This window comes from Streptomyces sp. NPDC087906, from assembly GCF_055584925.1.
The window spans coordinates 575124-594680 of sequence record NZ_JBVJLC010000002.1 but is presented as its reverse complement, the minus strand read 5'-3'; the positions used below and the strand labels follow the sequence as shown (position 1 = coordinate 594680).

Sequence of the window (19557 nt, the reverse complement as noted above, 5' to 3'; positions counted from 1 at the left end):
GTACAGGCGACTTCGCGTGTGGCGGCAGCAGGCGCGGGCAGGCATGGACACGTCCACGACCTCCGACCTCGGACCGCAGATGACTCGCATCGCAGCCGTCCATGGAGCCCTGGCTCCGCATCAGCACAGCCAACAAGACCTCACCGACATGGTCGCCAGGACGTGTCTGCCCGCGGGAACCGACCGCCGGGTGCTCGACAGGCTCCACCGCTCCGCCCGGGTCGCCACCCGGCACACCGCCCTGCCCCTCGACCGGTACGCGGAGCTGACCGACTTCGGTGTCACCAACGACGCCTTCATCGCCGCTGCCGTACCGCTGGGCGCCGAGGCCGTCGGCGCAGCGCTGGACGAGGCGGGGCTCTCCCCGCGCGATGTCGATCTGCTGATGTTCACCTCGGTGACGGGGATCGCCGCCCCGTCCGTCGACGCGCGGCTGGTCAACCTGCTCGGTATGCGACCCGACGTCAAAAGGCTGCCCATCTTCGGACTCGGGTGTGTCGCGGGGGCCGCCGGGATCTCCAGACTCCACGACTACCTGCTGGGCAGACCCGACGACGTCGCCGTACTGCTCTCCGTCGAACTGTGCACACTGACCTTCCAGCGAAACGATTCGTCGATGGCGAACCTGGTCGCCACCGGACTCTTCGGTGACGGCGCCGCCGCCGTCGTCGCCTGCGGGGCGCGCCGCGCGGGCCCCGGCCCCTACGTGGTCGACACCCGCAGCCGGATGTACCCCGACACGCAGGACGTGATGGGCTGGGACATCACCGGATCGGGCTTCCGGGTCGTCCTCGACGCGAGCGTCCCCGATGTCGTACGCAAGAACCTCGCCGCCGACGTCGACGGCTTCCTCGCCGACCACGGGTTGGCGCGCGAGGACATCACGGCGTGGGTGTGCCACCCCGGCGGCCCGAAGGTGCTCGAAGCGGTCGAGGAAGTGCTCGACCTGCCCGACAAGGCCCTCGACGTCACCTGGCGCTCGCTCGAAGCGGTGGGAAACCTGTCGTCGGCCTCCGTGCTGCACGTACTGCGTGACACCCTGGCCGAGCGGCGGCCACCGGCCGGTACGGCGGGACTGCTGCTCGCCATGGGGCCCGGGTTCTGCTCCGAACTCGTCCTGCTCCGCTGGTAGGACCGGCCGGGCCGGTACGGCCGGTACAGCCGATACGCAACGACGGGGAGAACATGATCTGGTACACGGTCCTGATCCTGGCGGTCGGCGCCGAGCGCGTCGCCGAACTCGTCGTGTCCAAGCGGCATCTGCGCTGGAGCATGGCGCGCGGCGGTGTCGAGTACGGCCGGCGGCACTACCCGCCGATGGTCGTCCTGCACACCGGGCTGCTGCTCGGCTGCCTGGCCGAAGTGTGGCTCGGCGACCGGCCGTTCGACGCGGCGCTCGGCTGGACGATGCTCGCGGTCGTGGTGGCGGCGCAGGCGCTGCGCTGGTGGTGCATCCGCACACTCGGCCCGCGCTGGAACACGAAGGTGGTCGTCGTGCCGGGGCTGCCGCTGGTCGCGGCGGGCCCGTACCGGCTGCTGCGGCACCCCAACTACGTGGCGGTCGTGGCCGAGGGAGTCGCGCTGCCGCTCGTGCACGGGGCCTGGCTGACCGCCGTCGTCTTCACGCTGCTGAACGCCTGGCTGCTGACGGTCCGTATCCGCTGCGAGAACCGCGCGCTGGCGCCCGCGCCGGCCACCGAAACCACCGACACCACCGACACGACCGGCGCGACCGACACCACCGGCGCCGCCGCCGAAGCCCGCCCGTGATCGACCTGCTGGTGGTGGGCGGCGGGCCCGCCGGACTCGCGACCGCCGTGCACGCCACCCTGGCCGGCCTCGAAGCGGTGGTGGTCGAACCGCGCACCACCCCGGTCGACAAGGCGTGCGGCGAAGGCATCATGCCCAGCGGGGTGCGTGCGCTGGCCGCCCTCGGCCTGACCGCACCGCCCGGCCACCCGCTGCGCGGCATCCGCTATCTCGCGGGCCCGCACAGCGCCGAGGCCACCTTCGGCGCGGGAACGGGCCTCGGGCTGCGCCGTACCGCACTGCACACCGCGCTCGCCGGGCGCGCCGACGAACTCGGCGTGAAGACCGTGACGGACCGGGTGCGCGAGGTTCGGCAGGACGCCGAATCGGTCACCGCCTGCGGCCTGCGGGCGCGCTGGCTGGTCGCCGCCGACGGGCTGCACTCGCCCGTACGCCGGGGTCTCGGCCTCGAACTGCCCGACCGCAGGCCCCGGCGGTACGGGCAGCGGCGCCACTACCGGGTCGAGCCGTGGAGCGACTTCGTCGAGGTGTACTGGTCGGGCGCGGGCGAGGCGTATGTGACCCCGGTCGGTGCCGACCTGGTGGGGGTGGCCGTGCTGAGCACGGTCCGGCGCGGCTTCGACGAGCATCTGGCCGGCTTCCCCGCACTGCGCGCCCGGCTCGAAGGACGCCCCGCGGCCGGCGCGGTACGCGGCGCCGGACCGCTGCGCCGCCGGGTACGCAGCCGGGTGGCGGGCCGCGTGCTGCTCGTCGGCGACGCGGCCGGTTACGTGGACGCGCTGACCGGCGAGGGCGTCGCGCTCGCGCTGGCCTCGGCGGAGGCGGCCGTACGCTGCCTGCGCGCCGGGCGCCCCGAGGCGTACGAACGCCGCTGGCGCACCCTGTCCCGGCGCCACCGACTGCTCACCGAGGGCCTGGTACGGGTCGCGGGCAACGCGGCGGGCGCCCGCCTGATCGTCCCCGCCGCCGCCCGGCTCCCGGCGGTCTTCACCGCGGCCGTACGCGCCTTGCAGTGACGCGCGGCCGGCGGACGGTGCCGCCGGATTCTCCCGGCCACGGGAGGATCCGGCGCCCGAGGGGCCGCGGCCTGTCCCGTCGCCACACCGGTCGACGCACCGGCCGCCCGCCTCCCGGCGGTCTTCACCGCGGCGGTACGTGCCTCGCAGTGACGCGGGCGAGCGGGGCCGACCCGGCTCAGGGTGAGATGACGTCCACGCTGTCGGTCTCCGGCGGGGTCAGCGCCGCCGCCGAGTGCGGTAGTACGTTGGCGACGTAGTCCGCGATGGTCGCCGCGAGGCCCACGTCGGTGCCCGCGTTCTCCGACAGGTACCAGCGGTGTTCCAGGACCTCGTGGTAGATCTGCGCCGCGTCCATCTCGCCGCGCAGCTCCAGCGGTACGGCCCGCACCGTGGGCCGGAAGACGTCCCGTACCCAGCGGTGCGCCAGCACCTCGGGCCTGGCGCTCAGCGGGTCGCCCGGCGCGTAGTCGTCCTGGCCCGCCATCCAGACCTCCAGGTCGCCGAGGAGCCGGCGCGCCTGGTTCTCCTCGGCGTCCAGGCCCGTCAGCCGCAGCAACTGCCGCTGGTGGTGTCCCGCGTCGACCACCTTCGGCAGGAAGGTGACCGTGTCACCCTGCGGGGAGCTCTGGATCTGCATCTCGGCGACGTCGAAGCCCAGTTCGTTGAGGCGGCGTATCCGGCGGTCTATGTAGTGCCGCTTGTCGACCGGGTACACCGACTCGCGGGTCAGCTCGTGCCAGAGGTCCTCGTAGCGCTTGACGATCGCAGCCCCGAACGGCACCGGGTCGACGGACGGGTGCAGGGAGCCCGAGGCCTCCAGGTCCATCAGCTCGCCCGCGATGTTCATCCGGGCCAGCTCTATGTCGTACTCCCGCTGGCCGTGGCTCAGGTGCTGCTGGATCTGGCCGGTCTCCGCGTCCACCAGATAGGCGGCGTACGCGCCCGCGTCCCGCCGGAACAGCGCGTTCGACAGCGAGCAGTCGCCCCAGGCGAACCCGGCCAGGTGCAGCCGGACGAGCAGCACGGCCAGCGCGTCCATCAGCCGCTTGACGGTGCTGGGGCGCATCGTCGACTCGAACATCGACCGGTAGGGCAGCGAGCCCTTGAGGTGGCGGGTGATCAGCGCCGACTCCAGCGGCTCGCCGTGCTCGTCCAGCCGCCCGGTCACCACGCCCACCGCCTCGACGGCGGGGATGGACAGCCGGTGCAGGTCCCGCAGCAGCCCGAACTCGCGGAGCGCGGCCCGCTCGGTGATCTCCTTGACCGCGACCACCTCGGGGCCCGCCGACGCGAAGCGCACCACATGGCGCGAGATACCGCGGGGGAGCGGCACCAGGCACTCCGCGGGCCAGGCGTCCAGCGGCGTGTTCCAGGGCAGATCCAGCAGTACGGCCGGATGCTCCGGATTGGTCGCGCTGATCTGCAGCGCCATCGTGCCTCCCACGGCGGTCGAGCGGTGTTCCCGCGGCGGGTCTCCTGACCGGAACCGCCCAGGACAGTGTGCCGGGTGTCGCACCGCCGCTGGCAGGGCGAGGGGTGCACAAGCGTTTACCCTAGGGGGTGAACATCTGTACACCCAGCGCCGGCACCTCCACCGGCAGAGCGCACACGGAGTGACATGTCCGCCGAGATATCCGAGCCCGCCGAGGAGCCCGTGGAAGCACCGCACCCGCGCTTCCTCGTCGCCGTGCTGTCGTTCTGCGGCGTGGTGGTCGCGGTCATGCAGACGCTCGTCGTCCCGCTCCTGCCGCACATCCCGGCCCTCACCGGCGCCACTCCGGCCGCGGCGAGCTGGCTGGTCACCGTCACCCTGCTGACCGGCGCCGTCTGCACCCCCGTGCTCGGGCGGGTCGGCGACATGTACGGCAAGCGCCGGGTGCTGCTCGCCTCGCTCGCCGTGCTGGCCCTCGGCTCCGTGCTGTGCGCCGTCAGCTCCGAGATCGCTGTGCTGATCGTCGGCCGCGCCCTCCAGGGCGCCGCGCTGGCCGTCGTACCGCTGGGCATCAGCATCATGCGCGACGAGCTGCCGCCGGCCCGGATGATCTCCTCCGTCGCGCTGATGAGTTCGACGCTCGGCATCGGCGCCGCCGTCGGACTGCCCATCGCCGCCTTCGTCATCGAGCACTACGAGTGGCACACCATGTTCTGGGCATCGGCCGGGCTCGGGGTCCTCGACATCGTGCTCGTCCTGCTCTGCGTGCCCGAGTCGTCGCGCCGCTCGCGCGGCAGGTTCGACGCGTGGGGCGCCCTCGGCCTCTCGGCGGCGCTGGTCAGCCTGCTGCTCGCGGTCACCCAGGGCGGCGACTGGGGCTGGACCTCGGGACGCACCCTCGGCCTGCTCGCCCTCGCCGTACTGATCGCCCTCGCCTGGGGCCGCTTCGAGCTGCGGACCACCTCGCCCATGGTCGACCTGCGGGTCTCGGCCCGGCCCGCCGTGCTGCTGACCAACATCGCCGCGCTGCTGATCGGCTTCGCCTTCTACGCCAACTCGCTGTCCACCGGGCAGATGGTGCAGGAGCCGAAGGCCACCGGCTACGGCCTCGGCGCCTCCATCGTGGTCAGCGGCCTGTGCATGCTGCCCGGCGGGATCGCGATGGTCGCGCTGTCACCGGTGTCGGCCAGGATCTCCGCCAGGTACGGGCCGAAGACCGCCCTCGCCATCGCCTCCGGGACGCTGGCCGCCGGCTATCTGATCCGCTTCTTCACCAGCCACCAGCTCTGGACGATCATCGTGGGCGCCACCGTCGTCGCCGCGGGCACCGCCATCGCGTACTCCGCGCTGCCCACGCTCGTGATGCGCTCGGTGCCGGTGGCCGAGACCGGAGCCGCCAACGGGCTCAACACCCTGATGCGCTCGGTCGGCCAGGCGTTCTCCAGCGCGGTGGTCGCCGCCGTCCTCGCCAACGTCACCTTCCAGGTGGGCGGGCTCACCGCGCCCACCCTGCACGCGTATCTGCTGGTGTTCCTGATCTCGGGCGGTGTGGCGTTGGCCGCGCTCGCCGTCACCCTGTGTCTGCCGAGCGGCAGGACACCCGCGACCGGTAGCGTCAGGAGGGACCGGACCGCATCGCTCGCCCAGGAGAACGCATGAGCGCGGAAGCCACCGATCCGGCCAGCGGCCGGGGCGCGATCCTGCGCGCCGCCCGGCGGGCCTTCGCCGTACGGCCGTACGCGGAGGTCACGCTGCGCGGTATCGCGGCGGACGCGGGCGTCAGCGCCTCGCTGATCGTCAAGCACTTCGGCACGAAGGAAGAGCTGTTCAACACCGTCGCCGACTTCGGCCCCGCCGCCGACCTGCTGTTCGTCGTACCGTCGGCGGAGCTGGGCCGGCATCTGGTGCTCACCATGGTGCGCGCCAAGCGCGGAGCGCAGGGCGATCTGCTGCTGCGGGTGGTGTTCTCGCTCGGCAAGGACGACGAACGGGCGCTGCTGCGCGAGCGGTTCGGCGAGCAGATCACCCAGCGGCTCGCCGGGCTGCTGCCGGGACCCGACAGCGCGCTGCGGGCCGAACTGGTCGCGGGACAGCTCATCGGGCTCAGCGCCACGCTCAGCCTGCACGCGGCGGGCGCGGGCACCGCCGCCACCCCCGAGCGACTGGCCGATCTCTACGGACCGGCCGTCCAGACCCTGATCGACGGGTCCTCGGCCACCGGGTCTTCTGCCACCGGGTCTTCTGCCGGCGGGGCCCCGGTCACCGGCTGAGCAGCAGCTCCGTGTTGCGGTCCTCGGACTCGCCGACCCCCGCGGTGCCGCGCCCCGGGGCGTTCTGGGCCAGCTCGCGGTAGAGGCCCGCGAGACCGGTCTGCGAGAGGTCGTCGAAGTCGGTGCGGTACGGCGCGCCCGACTCGATCAGCGTGGTGAACAGGGACAGGGTGCCGTCGCCGTTGTCGGTGATCTCGATGATCCGGGCGAGCTGCGGGTGGTCGACGTGCGAAGCGGTGGAGATCTCCCAGAACGAGCCGTGCGGCAGGATCGCGTTGCGGTGGCTGTGTCCGTTGACCCACGCCAGGACATTGCGGTGGCGCTTCAGCAGGTCCACCACTTCGTCGCTCGTGTGCCGCGCCTCGCCGGGTCTGGCCGGATCGCGGTGGGTGTTGGTCATCGTCCAACTGTTGTGGTGGCTGAAGAAAACGACGTGCGCGTCCTGGTACTCCGTGAGGGTTCGCTCCAGCCAACGGAGCTGGGCCGTGCCGAGCGAGCCGAGGAAGTGCCCGGCGCGGTCGGTGGTGTCCAGGCTGACGCCGATCACGTTCCCGCCCATCGGGAAGGTGTAGTACAGCGTGTCACTGTCGAGGTTGGCCGCGCTGTAGCCGTGGCCCAGCGGACCAGGTCCCGTACGGGCCGGGTCGAGGTGCGCCCTGAGGTAGTCGCGTGGCCCGAACGGGGCCCGGAGCGGATCCGGTGTGACGGTGCGCATCCTGCGCTTCTCGCGGCGCAGCAGATCGACCAGCTCGCCGCCCGCCGGATTGCTGCCGGCGGTCAGGACCTTCGCCAGCGCCTGCGCCTCGGACTCCGGGACGGTGAACAACTTCCGGTCACCGACGGCGAATTCGGCGAGGAAACCGGACCGGTCCGCCATCGCGCCGCTGGCCAGCGAGTCATGGTTGCCGACCGTCGAATACCACGGGATGCGCAGCCCCGGGCTGTCCACGGAGCGCATCGCCGCGTCGAGGAAGCCGTCGATCCTGGGGAAGCCGAGCTGCTTGTCCGGGTCGCGCAGCGCGTCCTCGGGGTGCCAGTACAGCCGCTCACCGGAATTCTGCACGCCCTCGTACTTGCTGCCGTCACCCGTGTTGGGGGTGACCCGGCCGCCGCTCATCACGGTCAGGAACCAGTCGAGTTCCGCCCGCGAGTTGTTGTCGGTGTTGTCGCCCGTCGTCACGGCGAAGGACAGCGGGGCGCCGGTCGCGGGACCCGAGGTGAGGGCGTTGATCCGCTCGACCAGGGAGACGGCGCCGGGCACGGTGAGCGCCTCGTGGGGGCGCCAGGAGCTGAGCTGCCGCGCGCGCAGGTACTCGGTGCGCACCGGGTGCTGGACGTCGACCAGGTGCAGGTCGGTGAGCTGCACGAACGAGCTGAGGACGGTACGCCGGTCGGCGCGGCCGTTCTTGGCCGGCGCCAGTTTCTCCCTGACGACGCGGCGCCAGCCGGGGCCTTCGCCGAGCCGCCGGAAGGCGGCGAGGTTGTTACGCGGGGCGGCGACCGAGTCCAGTGTGGTCCTGGCGGGCACGGCCGGTGCCGGTGTGGCGGAGGGGGCGGTACGGGGCGCGGGGACCGCCGGTGCGGACGACTCCGGTGCGGCGGCGGCCGCGTCCGAACCGCTGCCGGCGCCGAGGGCCAGACCGATTCCGGCCGAGACGCCGACCGCGCCGGTCGCGGCGAGAAACGACCTGCGGTCGAGGGCGGTGACTGCGGAGCGTATGCGTGACATGGTGCGGTCTCCCGAAGTGCGAACGCATCGGTTTGCGAGCCAGAGGACGGCCCCCTGGTCACACCTTTGATGCTTGACACCGGGCGTGGCCTGCGCGTGAACGTCGTTACAACTGCGAACACACGTCACTGCACAGGGATCACCGACGGTGGCCAACCGTCGTCAGGCCCTCTTCCGGCGTACCGGAACCGGTCACTCTGTGTTCACTCCGCGGGGAAGGGAAACCTCACCGACGCGCCGGTTCAGGTAGCGCCGCTCGGCGTCCGTCGGCGCGAGCGCCAGCGCCTCGCGGTAGCCGGCGGCCGCCTCCCGCCACCGGCCGAGCCTGCGCAGCAGATCGGCCCGGGTCGCGAACAGCGGGAAATATCCGGCCAGTTCGCCGGACTCCCGCAGCGCGTCCACCAACGCGAGCCCTTGGGCGGGGCCTTCGGCCATGGCGACGGCAGCCGCCCGGTTCAGCTCCACCACGGGACCCGGCGCCATCCGCGCCAACTCGAGGTACAGCAGCGCGATCTGCGGCCAGTCCGTCTCCTCGGCGGTGCCGGCGGATGCGTGGCAGGCGGCGACAGCGGCCTGCACCTGGTAGGGCCCCGGCCTGCGCCGCAGCAGGGCCTCGTCCAGGACGGCGAGACCCTCGGCGATGCCGTCCCTGTCCCACGCCGTACGGTCCTGCGCCTCCAGCGGCACCAGCGCGCCCTCCCCGTCCACCCGGGCAGCGCGCCGCGCGTCGTGCAGCAGCATCAGCGCCAGCAGCCCCCGCACCTCGCTCTCCCCGGGCAGCAGTCCCGCCAGCACCCGGGTCAGCCGGATCGCCTCGGCCGTCAGCTCACGCCGTACCGGCACTGCGCCGGCCGACGCCGTGTACCCCTCGTTGAACAGCAGGTACAGCACGGCGAGCACCGCCGCCGTCCGCCCGGCGAGCGCCGGACCCGACGGCACCCGGAACGGGATCCCGGCCCGGCGGATCTTGTTCTTCGCCCGGACCAGCCGCTGCGCCATCGCCGGTTCGGAGACCAGGAACGCGCGGGCGATCTCGGCCGTGCTCAGCCCGGCCAGCGTCCGCAGCGTCAGCGCCACGCGCGCCTCGGCCGGCAGCGCCGGATGGCAGCAGGTGAAGATCAGCCGCAGCCGGTCGTCCGGTACGTCACCGTCGCCCGTCACCTCGGGGTCGGGGTCGGGCTCCGGGTCCGCGGCGGGGGAGCCGGGGAGCGAGCCGTTCGCGCCGGGCATCCGCGCCACCTTCCGCAACGTCGCCGCCTCGGTCGCCGTCCTGCGCAGCCGGTCGAGCGCGCGGTTGCGGGCCGTGGTGGTGAGCCACGCGCCGGGGCGGCTCGGCACCCCGTCACGCGGCCAGCGCTCCAGCGCCCGCGCGAACGCGTCCTGCGCGCACTCCTCGGCCAGGTCCCAGTCGCCGGTGAACCGGATCAGGGAGGCGACGACGCGGCCCCACTCCTCGGAGTAGGCCGCCGCCACCGCCTCGTTCACTCCGTCCAGAACGGCCGCACCTCGATCATCCCGAACTTCGCCATGGGGTGCTTCGACGCGATCTCGACCGCCTCGTCGAGATCGGCGCAGTCGATGATGTCGAAGCCCCCCATCTGCTCCTTCGTGTCGGCGAAGGGGCCGTCCGTGAGCAGCAGCGAGCCGTCGCGCACCCGGACCGTGGTCGCGGCCTCGGGGCCCCCCAGGCGCTCCCCTTGGAGGCGTACGCCACGGCCGTCCATCTCCTCGACCCAGGCCGTGGCGTCCAGCTCCTCCGGGGGCGCCTCGAACGGTTCGTCCGTACAGATGAGCAGCAGATACTTCATCGTTCCTCCTGATGTACCGAGGTCTGGTCTCCGGGAGTGGACACCATTGCCTCACACCGGTACGACGCGCGCCCCCGGCCGGATCGACAGGTCCGGCGAGAAAACTTTTCCCGATCCGCGGCGCATACGCCGTGGGGGAGGGGGCACACGCATCTTCGAACCCGGGCTCGCGGCACCCCCCCGCCGACGGAGCTCGCCGGCCCCACCGGTAACCCCCCTCCACCGGTGGGGCCGCCCCCTTTTCCGGCGCGCTTCCTGCGCGCTTCCCGCGCCCCTCCGGCGTCAGTTGTCCCGGACGAACTTCTTCGCCAGTCGGTCGCCCAGCCGGACGGCGGCGGCGTGGTCCTCGATGGGGGAGACCCGGGAGTCCGTGAAGAGGATGTACGTGACGCCCGACGGGACCCCGCCCCGTTCGGGGTGCGCGGGGATGCCCATCGCCGCGGCCGTCGCGTAGGACGCCTCGCCGATGATCCCGGCGGGCCCGGTGTCGCCGACCACCGCGTACTGCACCCGGTCGTCGTGGATGACCGCGGCGACCCCGCCGCCCTTGATGCCGGACGCCGTGTAGTCCCAGGTGCCGCCAGGGGCCGGCACCACGACGTACGGCAGCTTCTCCGAGTTCAGCGGCTTGCCGTCCGACTGGGAGAACGCGGTCGAGTTCTGGAACCACCGGTCCGTCGCGCTGTTGCAGCGGGCGGTCACCTGGCCGTCGCAGTCGATGTCCATGTCGGCCTGCCAGAACACCGCGCCCTCGGCGCCGCAGACCGGGACCGTCGCCGCGCCGTTGTCGTCCGTGCGGTACAGGCCCTTCGAGATCCGCGCGCAGTCCTTGACCTTGGCGAGCAGGTCGGCCGCCGGAACGCTGCCCTCCCGCGCTGAGGCCGGGCCCGCGGCGCCCCGCCCGGCCGGCGGCCCCGCCGCGCCGCGTCCTGCGGGCGACGCGGACCCGGCGAGGGCGATGGCGGACAGCGGGAGCTGGGGGAGTACCGCCGCTGCCAGCAGTACCGTGCCGGCGGCGGCGACGTGGGTGCGATAGCGCATGGGGAAGGTGCCCTTTCCTGGACGGCATGGCCCTGACGGCTCTACGGGGGCGGACGGCGGCCCTCCGATATGCGCCGGCCCAGCCGTTCGAGGAACACCCGCTGTCCCGCCACCAGCCGCGGCTCCGCCGCCGCCGCCGGGAACCACGCGAACCGGTCCAGCTCGGGAAACTCCTGTATGAGCCCGGAGCCGCGCGGCCACTCCATGGTGAAGGTGCCCGGCACCGCGTCCGCCGGGTCCAGGTCGCCCTCGACCGCCCAGATGGTGACGGTCTTGCCGCCGCGCTGCACGGACTCGCCGAGCGCGGTCCAGTCGCCCTCGGGCGGCGCCAGGCTGAGCTCCTCCTGGAACTCCCTGCGGGCCGCGGCCTCCGGCGTCTCGTCGGGGCCGTACTCCCCCTTGGGGATCGACCACGCCGCCGTGTCGCGGCGCGCCCAGAACGGGCCGCCCATGTGCCCGAGCAGCACCTCGACACCGGCGTCAGTGACCCGGTACACCAGAATTCCCGCGCTTCGCTTGCCCGACATGCCGTCAATTCTGTTCGAAGTCGGTAACGCGCGCTCGAACTGATGCGCCGTCCGGGAACGGGGCGGGGCCCGGCCTCATGGAGAGACCGGGCCCCGCGGGTGCGATGTGCGCTGTGCTGTATGCGCTGTGCGGTGTTACGGGAAGGAGACCACGTTGGACGGGACGGTCGAGGTGCCCGACGTGGCGGCCCCGGTGTTGTTGATCACGTGGTTGTACTGACCCATCCCGCCGAGGGAGACCACCAGCAGGTCGTGGAACTTCACACCGGGCTTGACCGGTGCCTCGAACCCGCTGTTCTGACGGATGTTCGGGTCGGCGGTGTAGTTGCAGTAACTGCCGAGCCCCCAGCCCTCGTGGGTGTTGACGGAGTCGTCGACCTTGTAGGCCGCGAATCCCTGGGTGTTGCCGTTCTGGATCGCGGCCTGGTTGGGAGCGTCGTACGCCTTCTCGTTCTGGAAGAAGATCGTCTTGCCGTTCTCGCCGCTCCACCGGACGTCGTACTTGTTGAAGTGTTCGACGAACAGCCCGGTCGCCAGCACATTGGCGCCGCTGACATGGAGCCCGTAGTCGGCGCGGTTGGACTCCCAGCCCGCCCCGGCTCCGTGGTCGGCCCGCCAGATCCAGGTGTGGTCGATGATCGTGTCGTTGCTGTTGATCTCCATGCTGGTGGTCGCCTTGGCGGCGCCCGCGCCACCGATCCGGACGAACACGTCCTGGACGGTGGTCGGGTTCGCGGCGTGGCTCGCCGACGCGCCCTGGGGGCCGACCTGGAGGAGCACCTGCGAGTTGACCGTACCGGCGTCGATCAGGAAACCGGCCAGCTTGACGCCGTCGACGTCGGCGACCTTCATCGCGTTCACCCCGTTGTCCGGGATGATCGTCGCGTAACCGAGGCCGAGCACCACGGTGTTGGCCCGGGTCACGTTGATCGTCTGGTCGACGTGGTAGATGCCCGGGGTGAACAGCAGGTTGAGGCCCTGGGCCAGTGCCGCGTTGATCGTCGCCGCGGTCGCGCCGGGCTTGACGACGTAGAACTGGTCGAGACCGATCGAGTCACCCTGCGGGGTGCCGTTCCACGAGACGCCGCGCGCGTTGGTGCGCTTGGCCGGAACGAAGACCTTGTAGGTGTTGCCGTCCAGGTAGAGGAACGGCTTCTCCCGCGAGGTCGGGGTGTTGTTCAGCGTGGTGTAGGGCGGGTTCGGGAAGCTCTGGGCAGGCGCGCCCTCGACACCCGAGAACACCTGGTTCCAGACGCCGTTGCTGAAGCCGCCGATGGAGCTGTCCCGCGTGTACCACTGCTGCTGCGAGTAGTTGCCGATGCTGCCGTCGATCTTGCTGTCGGCGATGTAGCCGCCACTGGCCCAGCCGTAGCCGTTGGGCGCCAGGTTGAGCCCGCCCTTGATGTGCATACGGCGGAACGGCGCGGCCTGGGCGACGGCCCAGCGGTCGGTGCCGTTCACCGGGGTGAGCGCCAGGTTCTCGGCGGAGCGCCAGAAGTTCTGGGTCGCGTTGCCGTTGAACCAGCCGGCGTCCACGGTCACGTCACCGTTGATGTTGGTGTCGTCCGGCTTGAGGCCGAGACCCGCGATCGAGGTGTAGAAGCCGAGCTGGGCGTTGAGGTTGTTGTACGTGCCCGGCTTGAAGAGCAGTTCGTAGCGGCCCGTGCCGAACTGGGCCGACTCCTGCTGCGCGAAGATCTGGTCCAGCGTGCCCTGGATGTTGGGCGTCGACGGGTCGAAGACCTTGACGTTGGGGCCGAGGTCGCCACCGCCCTGGATCGGTCCGCCGGGGTTCGAGCCGCCGTCCGTGCCGCCGTACACCTGGAACTCCCAGAGGGAGTAGCCGTACTGGGTGGCGCGGGTGGTGCCCGTCAGCTTCACGTAGCGGGCGTTGCCCGTGACGTTGAGCGTCTCGTTGCCGCCGGGGCCCGTGGTGGTGGAGTACGCCTGCGTCCAGCTCGAACCGTTGGTGGAGAACTCGATCTTGTACGCCTTGGCGTACGCGGTCTCCCAGCGGAGCTGGATCTGGGTGACCGCCTGGGTGGAGCCCAGGTCGATCTGGATCCACTGCGGGTCGGACGCGGCGCTCGACCAGCGGGTGCCGTTGTTGCCGTCGACGGCGTTGACGGCGGGGGTGCCGCCGTTCTCCGTGCTGGAGACCGTCACCGGCTTGCCCTGGGAGAGCAGGGTCGGCGCCGCGCTGGCCGTTGTGGTGGGGATGAAGAGCAGCAGCGAGGCGAGCATGGAGGCCGCGACCGCGGCGACCACTCCTCGCCTGCGCGTGGGCGAGGGTCTCCGGAACCGTGGGAGACCGAGCGAAGCAGCATGCATGGGCATGTCTCCTGAATCATCAGACAACGGGCAAGGCGCTGCGGGAAAGAACTCGGAGAGCGCTCTCTGGGTAATGGTGATGGTTCCCCCGTGTTTCGTACACGTCAAGAGTTGTGCACGGACCGAGTGAGTCCGGTTCAGTTGTGCACAACAAGTAACCGCCAGGAAAAGGCAGTTGTCCCAACTTGTGCGGAGTCCAAGGTGACGATGTTTCAGAATCTGACGTCGGCGACGCGATGAGGAAACATTGCCGCGCGGCCGTCGTATCGTCGTTAACTGATTGGTGTTAACGTTGCTCTATCGGGGGGCGGTGAGCGTGCCCCGAGGACCGGAACGGAGTATCGTCATGGCTGAGAACACCCCTGCCGGCCGCCGGGTGGCCGTCGTCACCGGCGGGTCACGCGGTATCGGCAGGCAGAGCGCCGAGCGGCTGGCGGCGGACGGACTCGCCGTCGTCGTCAACTACGCGGGGAACACGGCCGAGGCGCAGGCCACGGTCGAGGCCATCACCGCCGCAGGCGGAGCGGCCGTCGCCGTACGGGCGGACGTGGCGGACGAGCACGCCGTCGCCGCCCTCTTCGACACGGCGGAGGAGACCTTCGGCGGGGTCGACGTGGTGGTGAACGCGGCCGGGGTGATGGTCGTGAAGCCGCTCGTGGACCTCGGCCTCGACGACCTGGACCGGATGCTGCGGACGAACGTCAGGGGCACCTTCGTCGTCAACCAGCAGGCCGCGCGCCGGCTGCGGTCGGGCGGCGCGATCCTGAACTTCTCCAGCAGCGTCGTCGGCCTGGCGTTCCCCGGCTACGCCGCGTACGCGGCGACCAAGGGCGCCGTGGAGGCGATGACCCTGGTTCTCGCGCGCGAACTGCGCGGCAGGGACATCACCGTCAACACCGTGGCACCTGGTCCGACCGCCACCGCGCTGTTCCTGGACGGCAAGGACGAGAAGGCCGTCGCCGAACTGGCGGCCGCGCCGCCGCTGGAGCGGCTCGGCACCCCGGAGGACATCGCGGAGGTGATCTCCTTCCTCGCGGGCCCCTCGCGCTGGATCAACGGTCAGCTCGTACGGGCCAACGGCGGGATCATCTGACACCGCCGCGCGGGCGCGCGTCGGACAGCCGGTCCAGCCACTCGGCGAGCAACGTGCCCTCGGCCGCGCTCAGTTCGGCGGGCGGTGACTGCCGCAGCAGCGCACCGAGGCGGGCCGCAGCCGCGGACGTACCGGCGCCGGCGGGCGTACCGGCGTTTGAGGGGGCGCCCTGGGTGGCGGCCACGGCGTCGTCCGTCAGGACCGAGGCGTGCACCGCGTCCCGCACCCGCACGGACATCCCGGCGTCGCTGAAGGTGGCGGGCCGCGAGACCAGCATCAGCGACACACCGACATTGGCCGACATGATCATCTGCGCCGCGAGGGCCGGGGAGACCCGCAGCCTCCCCAGGGCCGCCGCCCGCTCCAGGTCGCGGGTCAGGATCCGGTGGGACTCCAGCGCCGAAGCGGGCGGCTCGCGCATCGCGGGGGAGTTCATCAGCCGGTACAGATTCCGGTTCGCCAACGCGAATTCGACATGGCCGTTCCAGCCCTCGCGCAGATCCTCGACCGGGTCGGTGCTCGGCTCCCGGCGCCGCTTGGTCTCCAGATACCGGTCGAAACCGTGGTCCACGACGGCCGACAGCAGACCTTCCTTGTCACCGAACTGCCGGTAGAGCACGGGCGCCCCGATACCGGCGGCCTCGCAGACCGCGCGCGTCGAGATGTCGCCGCTGGGCGACCTGGCCAGCAGCTCCGCCGCCACCTCCAGAATCCGTACGCGCGTGCTCATGGGCGGATGCTACCAACCTGCCCGTAGCGCCGCTCGCGCGAGCGCGTGTCATCCGCTACGGGCGGCCGGGGCGCACCGGGCTCAGAGCAGTTGCCACAGATGGTCGTCGGTCCCGTTGTCGGCGAACTGCACCACCTGGGCGCTGTCGGCCGTCGACATCCCGTCCACGCCCAGCACCTTGCCGCTGTGCTTGTTGCGGAGGAGGAACCACCCGTCGCCCTTGTCGACGCGCTGCCACAGGTGGTCGTCGGTGCCGTTGTCGGCGAACTGCACCACCCGCGCGCTGTCGGCGGTCGACATCAGGTCGACACCGAGCACCTTCCCGCTGTTGCCGTTCCTGATCAGCAGCCAGCCCCCGCCCGCGTCCGCCAACTGCCAGGCGTGGTCGGCCGTACCGGAGTTGGTGAACTGGACCACCCGCGCGCTGTCGGCCAGCGACATGCCGTCCACGGCGAGCACCTTCCCGCTGTGCTTGTTCTGGATCCGCCGGTACGGGGGTGCGGCCACCCACGCGTGCCCGTCGGGCGTCGCCGTCGGGAAGGCGGTGATCCGCAGCCGGGCGGCGCCCATCGGGATCAGGGTCACCTCCTCGGGCGCCGCCGCGCTGCGCGCGGGGCTGTCCTGGAGCGGGGTGACGACATGCTGGTCGTCGGCGGTCCACTCGGCGAGCCTGCGGGCCTGCGCCGTGATCCGTACGGGAGCGCCGTCCTGCGTGAACGGGTTCGCGGCGAGCGGCCCTTCGTCGGCCGTGAAGCGCAGAGCGCCCAGCGGGTCGGGCGCCAGGGCGTAGTTCCAGGCGGTGGTGGCGTGTACCGCGTACTGGGGGAAGTCGGCCGTGCCCGCGTAGCGGTCGTACCGCTCACCGATCTTGAGTGAGTAGCTCAGCGGCCCGTGGTCCACGCTCACCGCGCCGTGGTTGTGCTGCCAGGTGCGTACGGTGGTGCGCTGCGGCAGCCGCAGGGTGACCTGGTCGCCGCTGCGCCAGGTGCGGTCGACCTTGACGAACGCCGGTCCTGCGGGAGCGCTCACCCGGGCGCCTGCCACGGTGAGTTCGGGGTTCGCGCACCAGCCGGGGATGCGCAGACGGAGCGGGAAGGCGACCGCTTTCGGGGTGGTGACCGTGAGGGTGACCGTCTCCTTGAACGGATAGTCGGTGTCCTCGGTGATCGTGACGACCGTCCCGTCACCCACCTTCGCGCGCACCTCGCTCGCCGCGTACAGCGAGGCCGCCAGGCCGCGGTCGGGGGTCGCCAGCCACAGCTCCTCGGTGAAGTAGGGCCATCCCATGCCGTAGTTGTGCGGGCAGCAGCGGTACTGGTCGACGCCCGGCTGGAACGACTGCATGGCGAAGCCGTTCTGGAACTGGCCGTTCGTCTTCGGGGTGTTGTCGAGATCGACACTGTTCGCTGCTGTGATGTAGTGAATGCCCCGGCCCTGCGGATCGGTGGCGGCGGGCAGCAGGTTGAAGGCCAGTTCCTCGCAGCGGTCGGCCCACACCGGATCGCCGGTGATCCGGGTCAACAGCTCGTGGCTGGCCATGAATTCGACGATGCCGCAGCTCTCGAAACCCTGCCGGGGATCGCCGAACCCCGGCCTGGCGTTCTCGTCCCCGGCGAAGCCGCCGCCGGGGAACTGCCCGTACGTACCCATCACGTTGGCGTAGTTGCGGTACGTGGCGTTGGTGAGATCGGCCGACCCCGAGCGCAGGGCGTACTGGGCGGGTTCGCGGAAGCCCTGCGCGATGTTGACGTTGTGCAGGTCGGGGAAGTTGTCGACCCAGTTCGCGCCGTGGGTGTGCATCGAGTCGGCCAGGTCGAGGAGGAACGACTCGCCGGTGCGGTTGTAGACCCAGAAGACCACGTCGAGTCCGTCGCCCCAGCGCTTCGACACCCAGCTCGAGTTGAAGGCACCCGGCCCCTGCGCGTTCATGAAGCGCAGGAACGGGAGCAGGAAGGGGATGATCCGGGTGTCGCCGGTGAACTCCTCGTGCGAGCGCAGGGCCTGGAGCAGCGGGAGGTACGGCCAGAAGTCGGGCCCGCCGTTCAGCGCGGTACGCAGTCGGGTGGGGCCGAAGAAGCCGTCCGGCTGCTGGGTCGCGATGATCGCGTCGATCCAGCGCCCCGCGGCGTCGATGGCGGCCTGGTCGCCGGTGAGGGCGCCGAGTCCGACGTATCCCCGCAGCCAGTACGTGACTTCCTCCCAGCCGGCCTTCTCCGGGTGGACCCAGCCCGACTCGTCGAACTGGAGGAAGTGGGAGACCTCGGCGTACCGGCCGAACAGGCCGCCGAGGAGCTGCCTGAGCTGTCCTGCCAGCCAGCCGCGCGCCGTGACACTGCCGAGCGGCAGCTTCTGGAAGGCGGCGGGGGCCAGCGGGGCCGCGTTCGGCGTGTACCAGCCGCCGGCCGGCGCGGCCTGCGCCGCCGCGGTCGGCGCCGTGGCCGAGGCGGGTGCGGCGAAGTGTCCGAGGACGCCCGCCCCGCCGAGTGTGAGGGCGCCGGCGTGCAGGAAGCGTCGTCTGTCGATCATGACCGGGGACTCCCGTCCTTCGTGCGTTGCCCGACCGTCTGTACAACGTTGCAAATAACTCCGCTGGCATGACAGCACGCGGCCCTCGCCTTGTCCAGGTCCATGACAAAAGCGAGGGCTCTTCGGGGGCGCGCGTGAGGAGTGCGGCCGGGGAGGGGGCCGAGGTCAGGCCACCGGGACCGCGCGGGTACGGAACCGGTCCGCGTCCCCGCCGAGCACCACGGCCCGCTGTGCCTCGATCTGCTCGTGCGGCTGGCCGAGCGCGATCGCCCCGGCCGCCGTCAGCCGCCCGTACTGCTCGGCGCTGAGCGGCACGTCGAGCGCGGCCAGATAGTCGTCGAGCTGCTTGACGGTGCGCGGGCCGATGATCGGCACCTGGGCGGTGGTCGCGCGGGCCGCCCGCTCGCGCAGCCAGGCCATCGCCACCTGCGCCGGCGGCGCGCCGATCTCGGCCGCCACGGCGAGGACGGCGTCGACCGCCGCCGTCTTGCGGCCGCCGTCCTCCGTGTGCAGCAGCCGCTTGAGCACGGTCTGCTGCCGCCCCTCGTCGCTGTCGCGGTACTTGCCGGTCAGCAGGCCGCCGCCGAGCGGCGACCACAGCGCGGCGCCGAGCCCCAGCGCCTCGGCCATCGGCAGCAGCTCGCGGTCGGCGCCGCGCTCCACCAGGCTGTACTCGAACTGCACGGCGCTGACCGGCGCCCAGCCGCGCAGCTCGGCCAGGGCCACGGCGCGCGAGACGCGCCAGGCGGGGAAGTTGGAGAGCCCCGCGTAGTGGATCTTCCCGGCGCCGACCAGGTCGTCGAGACCGCGCAGGATCTCCTCCATCGGGGTGACCGGGTCGGGGAAGTGCACCCAGAACAGGTCGATGTAATCGGTCCTGAGCCGCCGCAGGCTGGCCTCGACCGCCCGCACCATGTTCTTGCGGCTGTTACCGGTCGCCTGCACCCCGGCCTGCGGGGTGACCCCGTTGGCGAACTTGGTGGCGAGGGTGAAGCGGTCGCGCTCGGCGGCGATCAGATCGGCCAGGATCTCCTCGGACTCGCCGAACTGGTAGCTCTCGGCCGTGTCGATGAAGGTGCCGCCCGCGTCGGCGAACCGGTCGAAGATCTTGCGCGCCTCGGCGGGCTCCGCTCCCGTACCCCACCGGGTGCCGAAGTTCCCCGCACCCAGGGCGTACTCGGACACCCGTAGTCCGCTGGCGCGGCCGAAGGTCGTGTACTGCATGGCGGGACTCCTCGTGTGCGGCGGCGGCCGGAAATCGAAGTAAACCGATTGTTCTAC

The 19557-nt window shown here is 71.6% G+C and carries 16 protein-coding genes; 6 read left to right on the top strand and 10 right to left on the bottom strand.

Features of this window, described 5'->3' with window-relative positions:
* The first annotated feature begins 79 nt into the window (after positions 1-79).
* Genes ACZ63I_RS07970 through ACZ63I_RS07960 form a run of 3 tightly spaced genes read left to right on the top strand, consistent with a single transcriptional unit; the run spans position 80 to position 2786 of the window.
* On the top strand, positions 80-1132 hold the full coding sequence (locus ACZ63I_RS07970) for a type III polyketide synthase (protein WP_469337044.1): 1053 nt from the start codon (positions 80-82) through the stop codon (positions 1130-1132).
* Between the two features lie 53 nt (positions 1133-1185).
* Entirely contained in the window at positions 1186-1770 is a 585-nt protein-coding gene (locus ACZ63I_RS07965) for an isoprenylcysteine carboxyl methyltransferase family protein (protein ID WP_469336466.1), read from the top strand.
* Positions 1767-2786: an NAD(P)/FAD-dependent oxidoreductase gene (locus ACZ63I_RS07960; protein ID WP_469336465.1), complete on the top strand. Its 1020-nt coding sequence runs from the start codon at positions 1767-1769 to the stop codon at positions 2784-2786. Before ACZ63I_RS07965 ends, ACZ63I_RS07960 begins: the two co-directional genes overlap by 4 nt.
* Positions 2787-2964: 178 nt before the next feature.
* Here ACZ63I_RS07960 and ACZ63I_RS07955 read toward each other — a convergent pair whose 3' ends face one another.
* On the bottom strand, positions 2965-4221 hold the full coding sequence (locus ACZ63I_RS07955) for a DUF4032 domain-containing protein (protein ID WP_469336463.1): 1257 nt from the start codon (positions 4219-4221) through the stop codon (positions 2965-2967).
* 186 nt (positions 4222-4407) lie between these two features.
* Between ACZ63I_RS07955 and ACZ63I_RS07950 the strand changes: the two genes are divergently transcribed.
* Both ACZ63I_RS07950 and ACZ63I_RS07945 read left to right on the top strand, forming a co-directional pair.
* Complete coding sequence (locus ACZ63I_RS07950; RefSeq protein ID WP_469336461.1) at positions 4408-5880, top strand: MFS transporter; 1473 nt, start codon at positions 4408-4410, stop codon at positions 5878-5880.
* Positions 5877-6491 (top strand): TetR/AcrR family transcriptional regulator, encoded by a 615-nt coding sequence (locus tag ACZ63I_RS07945; RefSeq protein WP_469336459.1) that lies wholly within the window; start codon positions 5877-5879, stop codon positions 6489-6491. The genes ACZ63I_RS07950 and ACZ63I_RS07945 overlap by 4 nt, the downstream gene beginning before the upstream one ends.
* Here the strand turns inward: ACZ63I_RS07945 and ACZ63I_RS07940 are convergent.
* From ACZ63I_RS07940 to ACZ63I_RS07915, 6 genes are all read right to left on the bottom strand, one after another.
* Positions 6481-8220 carry a TIGR03767 family metallophosphoesterase gene (locus tag ACZ63I_RS07940; protein ID WP_469336456.1) on the bottom strand — a complete coding sequence of 580 codons (1740 nt, stop codon included), beginning with the start codon at positions 8218-8220 and terminating at the stop codon, positions 6481-6483. The two genes, ACZ63I_RS07945 and ACZ63I_RS07940, sit on opposite strands and share 11 nt — an antisense overlap.
* 192 nt (positions 8221-8412) lie before the next feature.
* Positions 8413-9705, bottom strand: a complete 1293-nt coding sequence (locus ACZ63I_RS07935; protein ID WP_469336454.1) for an RNA polymerase sigma factor — start codon at positions 9703-9705, stop codon at positions 8413-8415.
* Complete coding sequence (locus tag ACZ63I_RS07930; protein WP_469336452.1) at positions 9702-10028, bottom strand: YciI family protein; 327 nt, start codon at positions 10026-10028, stop codon at positions 9702-9704. The genes ACZ63I_RS07935 and ACZ63I_RS07930 overlap by 4 nt, the downstream gene beginning before the upstream one ends.
* 282 nt (positions 10029-10310) lie before the next feature.
* Positions 10311-11069 carry a glycoside hydrolase family 75 protein gene (locus ACZ63I_RS07925; protein WP_469336451.1) on the bottom strand — a complete coding sequence of 253 codons (759 nt, stop codon included), beginning with the start codon at positions 11067-11069 and terminating at the stop codon, positions 10311-10313.
* A gap of 41 nt (positions 11070-11110) precedes the next feature.
* On the bottom strand, positions 11111-11596 hold the full coding sequence (locus ACZ63I_RS07920; RefSeq protein ID WP_469336449.1) for an NUDIX hydrolase: 486 nt from the start codon (positions 11594-11596) through the stop codon (positions 11111-11113).
* Positions 11597-11731: 135 nt separating this feature from the next.
* Complete coding sequence (locus tag ACZ63I_RS07915; protein ID WP_469337042.1) at positions 11732-13840, bottom strand: discoidin domain-containing protein; 2109 nt, start codon at positions 13838-13840, stop codon at positions 11732-11734.
* 433 nt (positions 13841-14273) lie between these two features.
* Between ACZ63I_RS07915 and ACZ63I_RS07910 the strand changes: the two genes are divergently transcribed.
* Complete coding sequence (locus ACZ63I_RS07910; RefSeq protein WP_469336448.1) at positions 14274-15020, top strand: SDR family oxidoreductase; 747 nt, start codon at positions 14274-14276, stop codon at positions 15018-15020.
* On the opposite strand, the gene ACZ63I_RS07905 is transcribed toward ACZ63I_RS07910, so the two are convergent.
* The 3 genes from ACZ63I_RS07905 to ACZ63I_RS07895 all read right to left on the bottom strand — a co-directional run bounded on the left by ACZ63I_RS07905 (position 15013) and on the right by ACZ63I_RS07895 (position 19500).
* The gene (locus ACZ63I_RS07905) at positions 15013-15750 is read right to left on the bottom strand and encodes a TetR/AcrR family transcriptional regulator (RefSeq protein ID WP_469336447.1); all 738 of its coding nucleotides are present in this window, start codon (positions 15748-15750) and stop codon (positions 15013-15015) included. The genes ACZ63I_RS07910 and ACZ63I_RS07905 overlap by 8 nt on opposite strands.
* 81 nt (positions 15751-15831) lie before the next feature.
* Positions 15832-18276 carry a beta-L-arabinofuranosidase domain-containing protein gene (locus ACZ63I_RS07900; protein ID WP_469336445.1) on the bottom strand — a complete coding sequence of 815 codons (2445 nt, stop codon included), beginning with the start codon at positions 18274-18276 and terminating at the stop codon, positions 15832-15834.
* A gap of 165 nt (positions 18277-18441) precedes the next feature.
* Complete coding sequence (locus ACZ63I_RS07895) at positions 18442-19500, bottom strand: aldo/keto reductase (protein WP_469336443.1); 1059 nt, start codon at positions 19498-19500, stop codon at positions 18442-18444.
* Positions 19501-19557 lie beyond the last annotated feature (57 nt).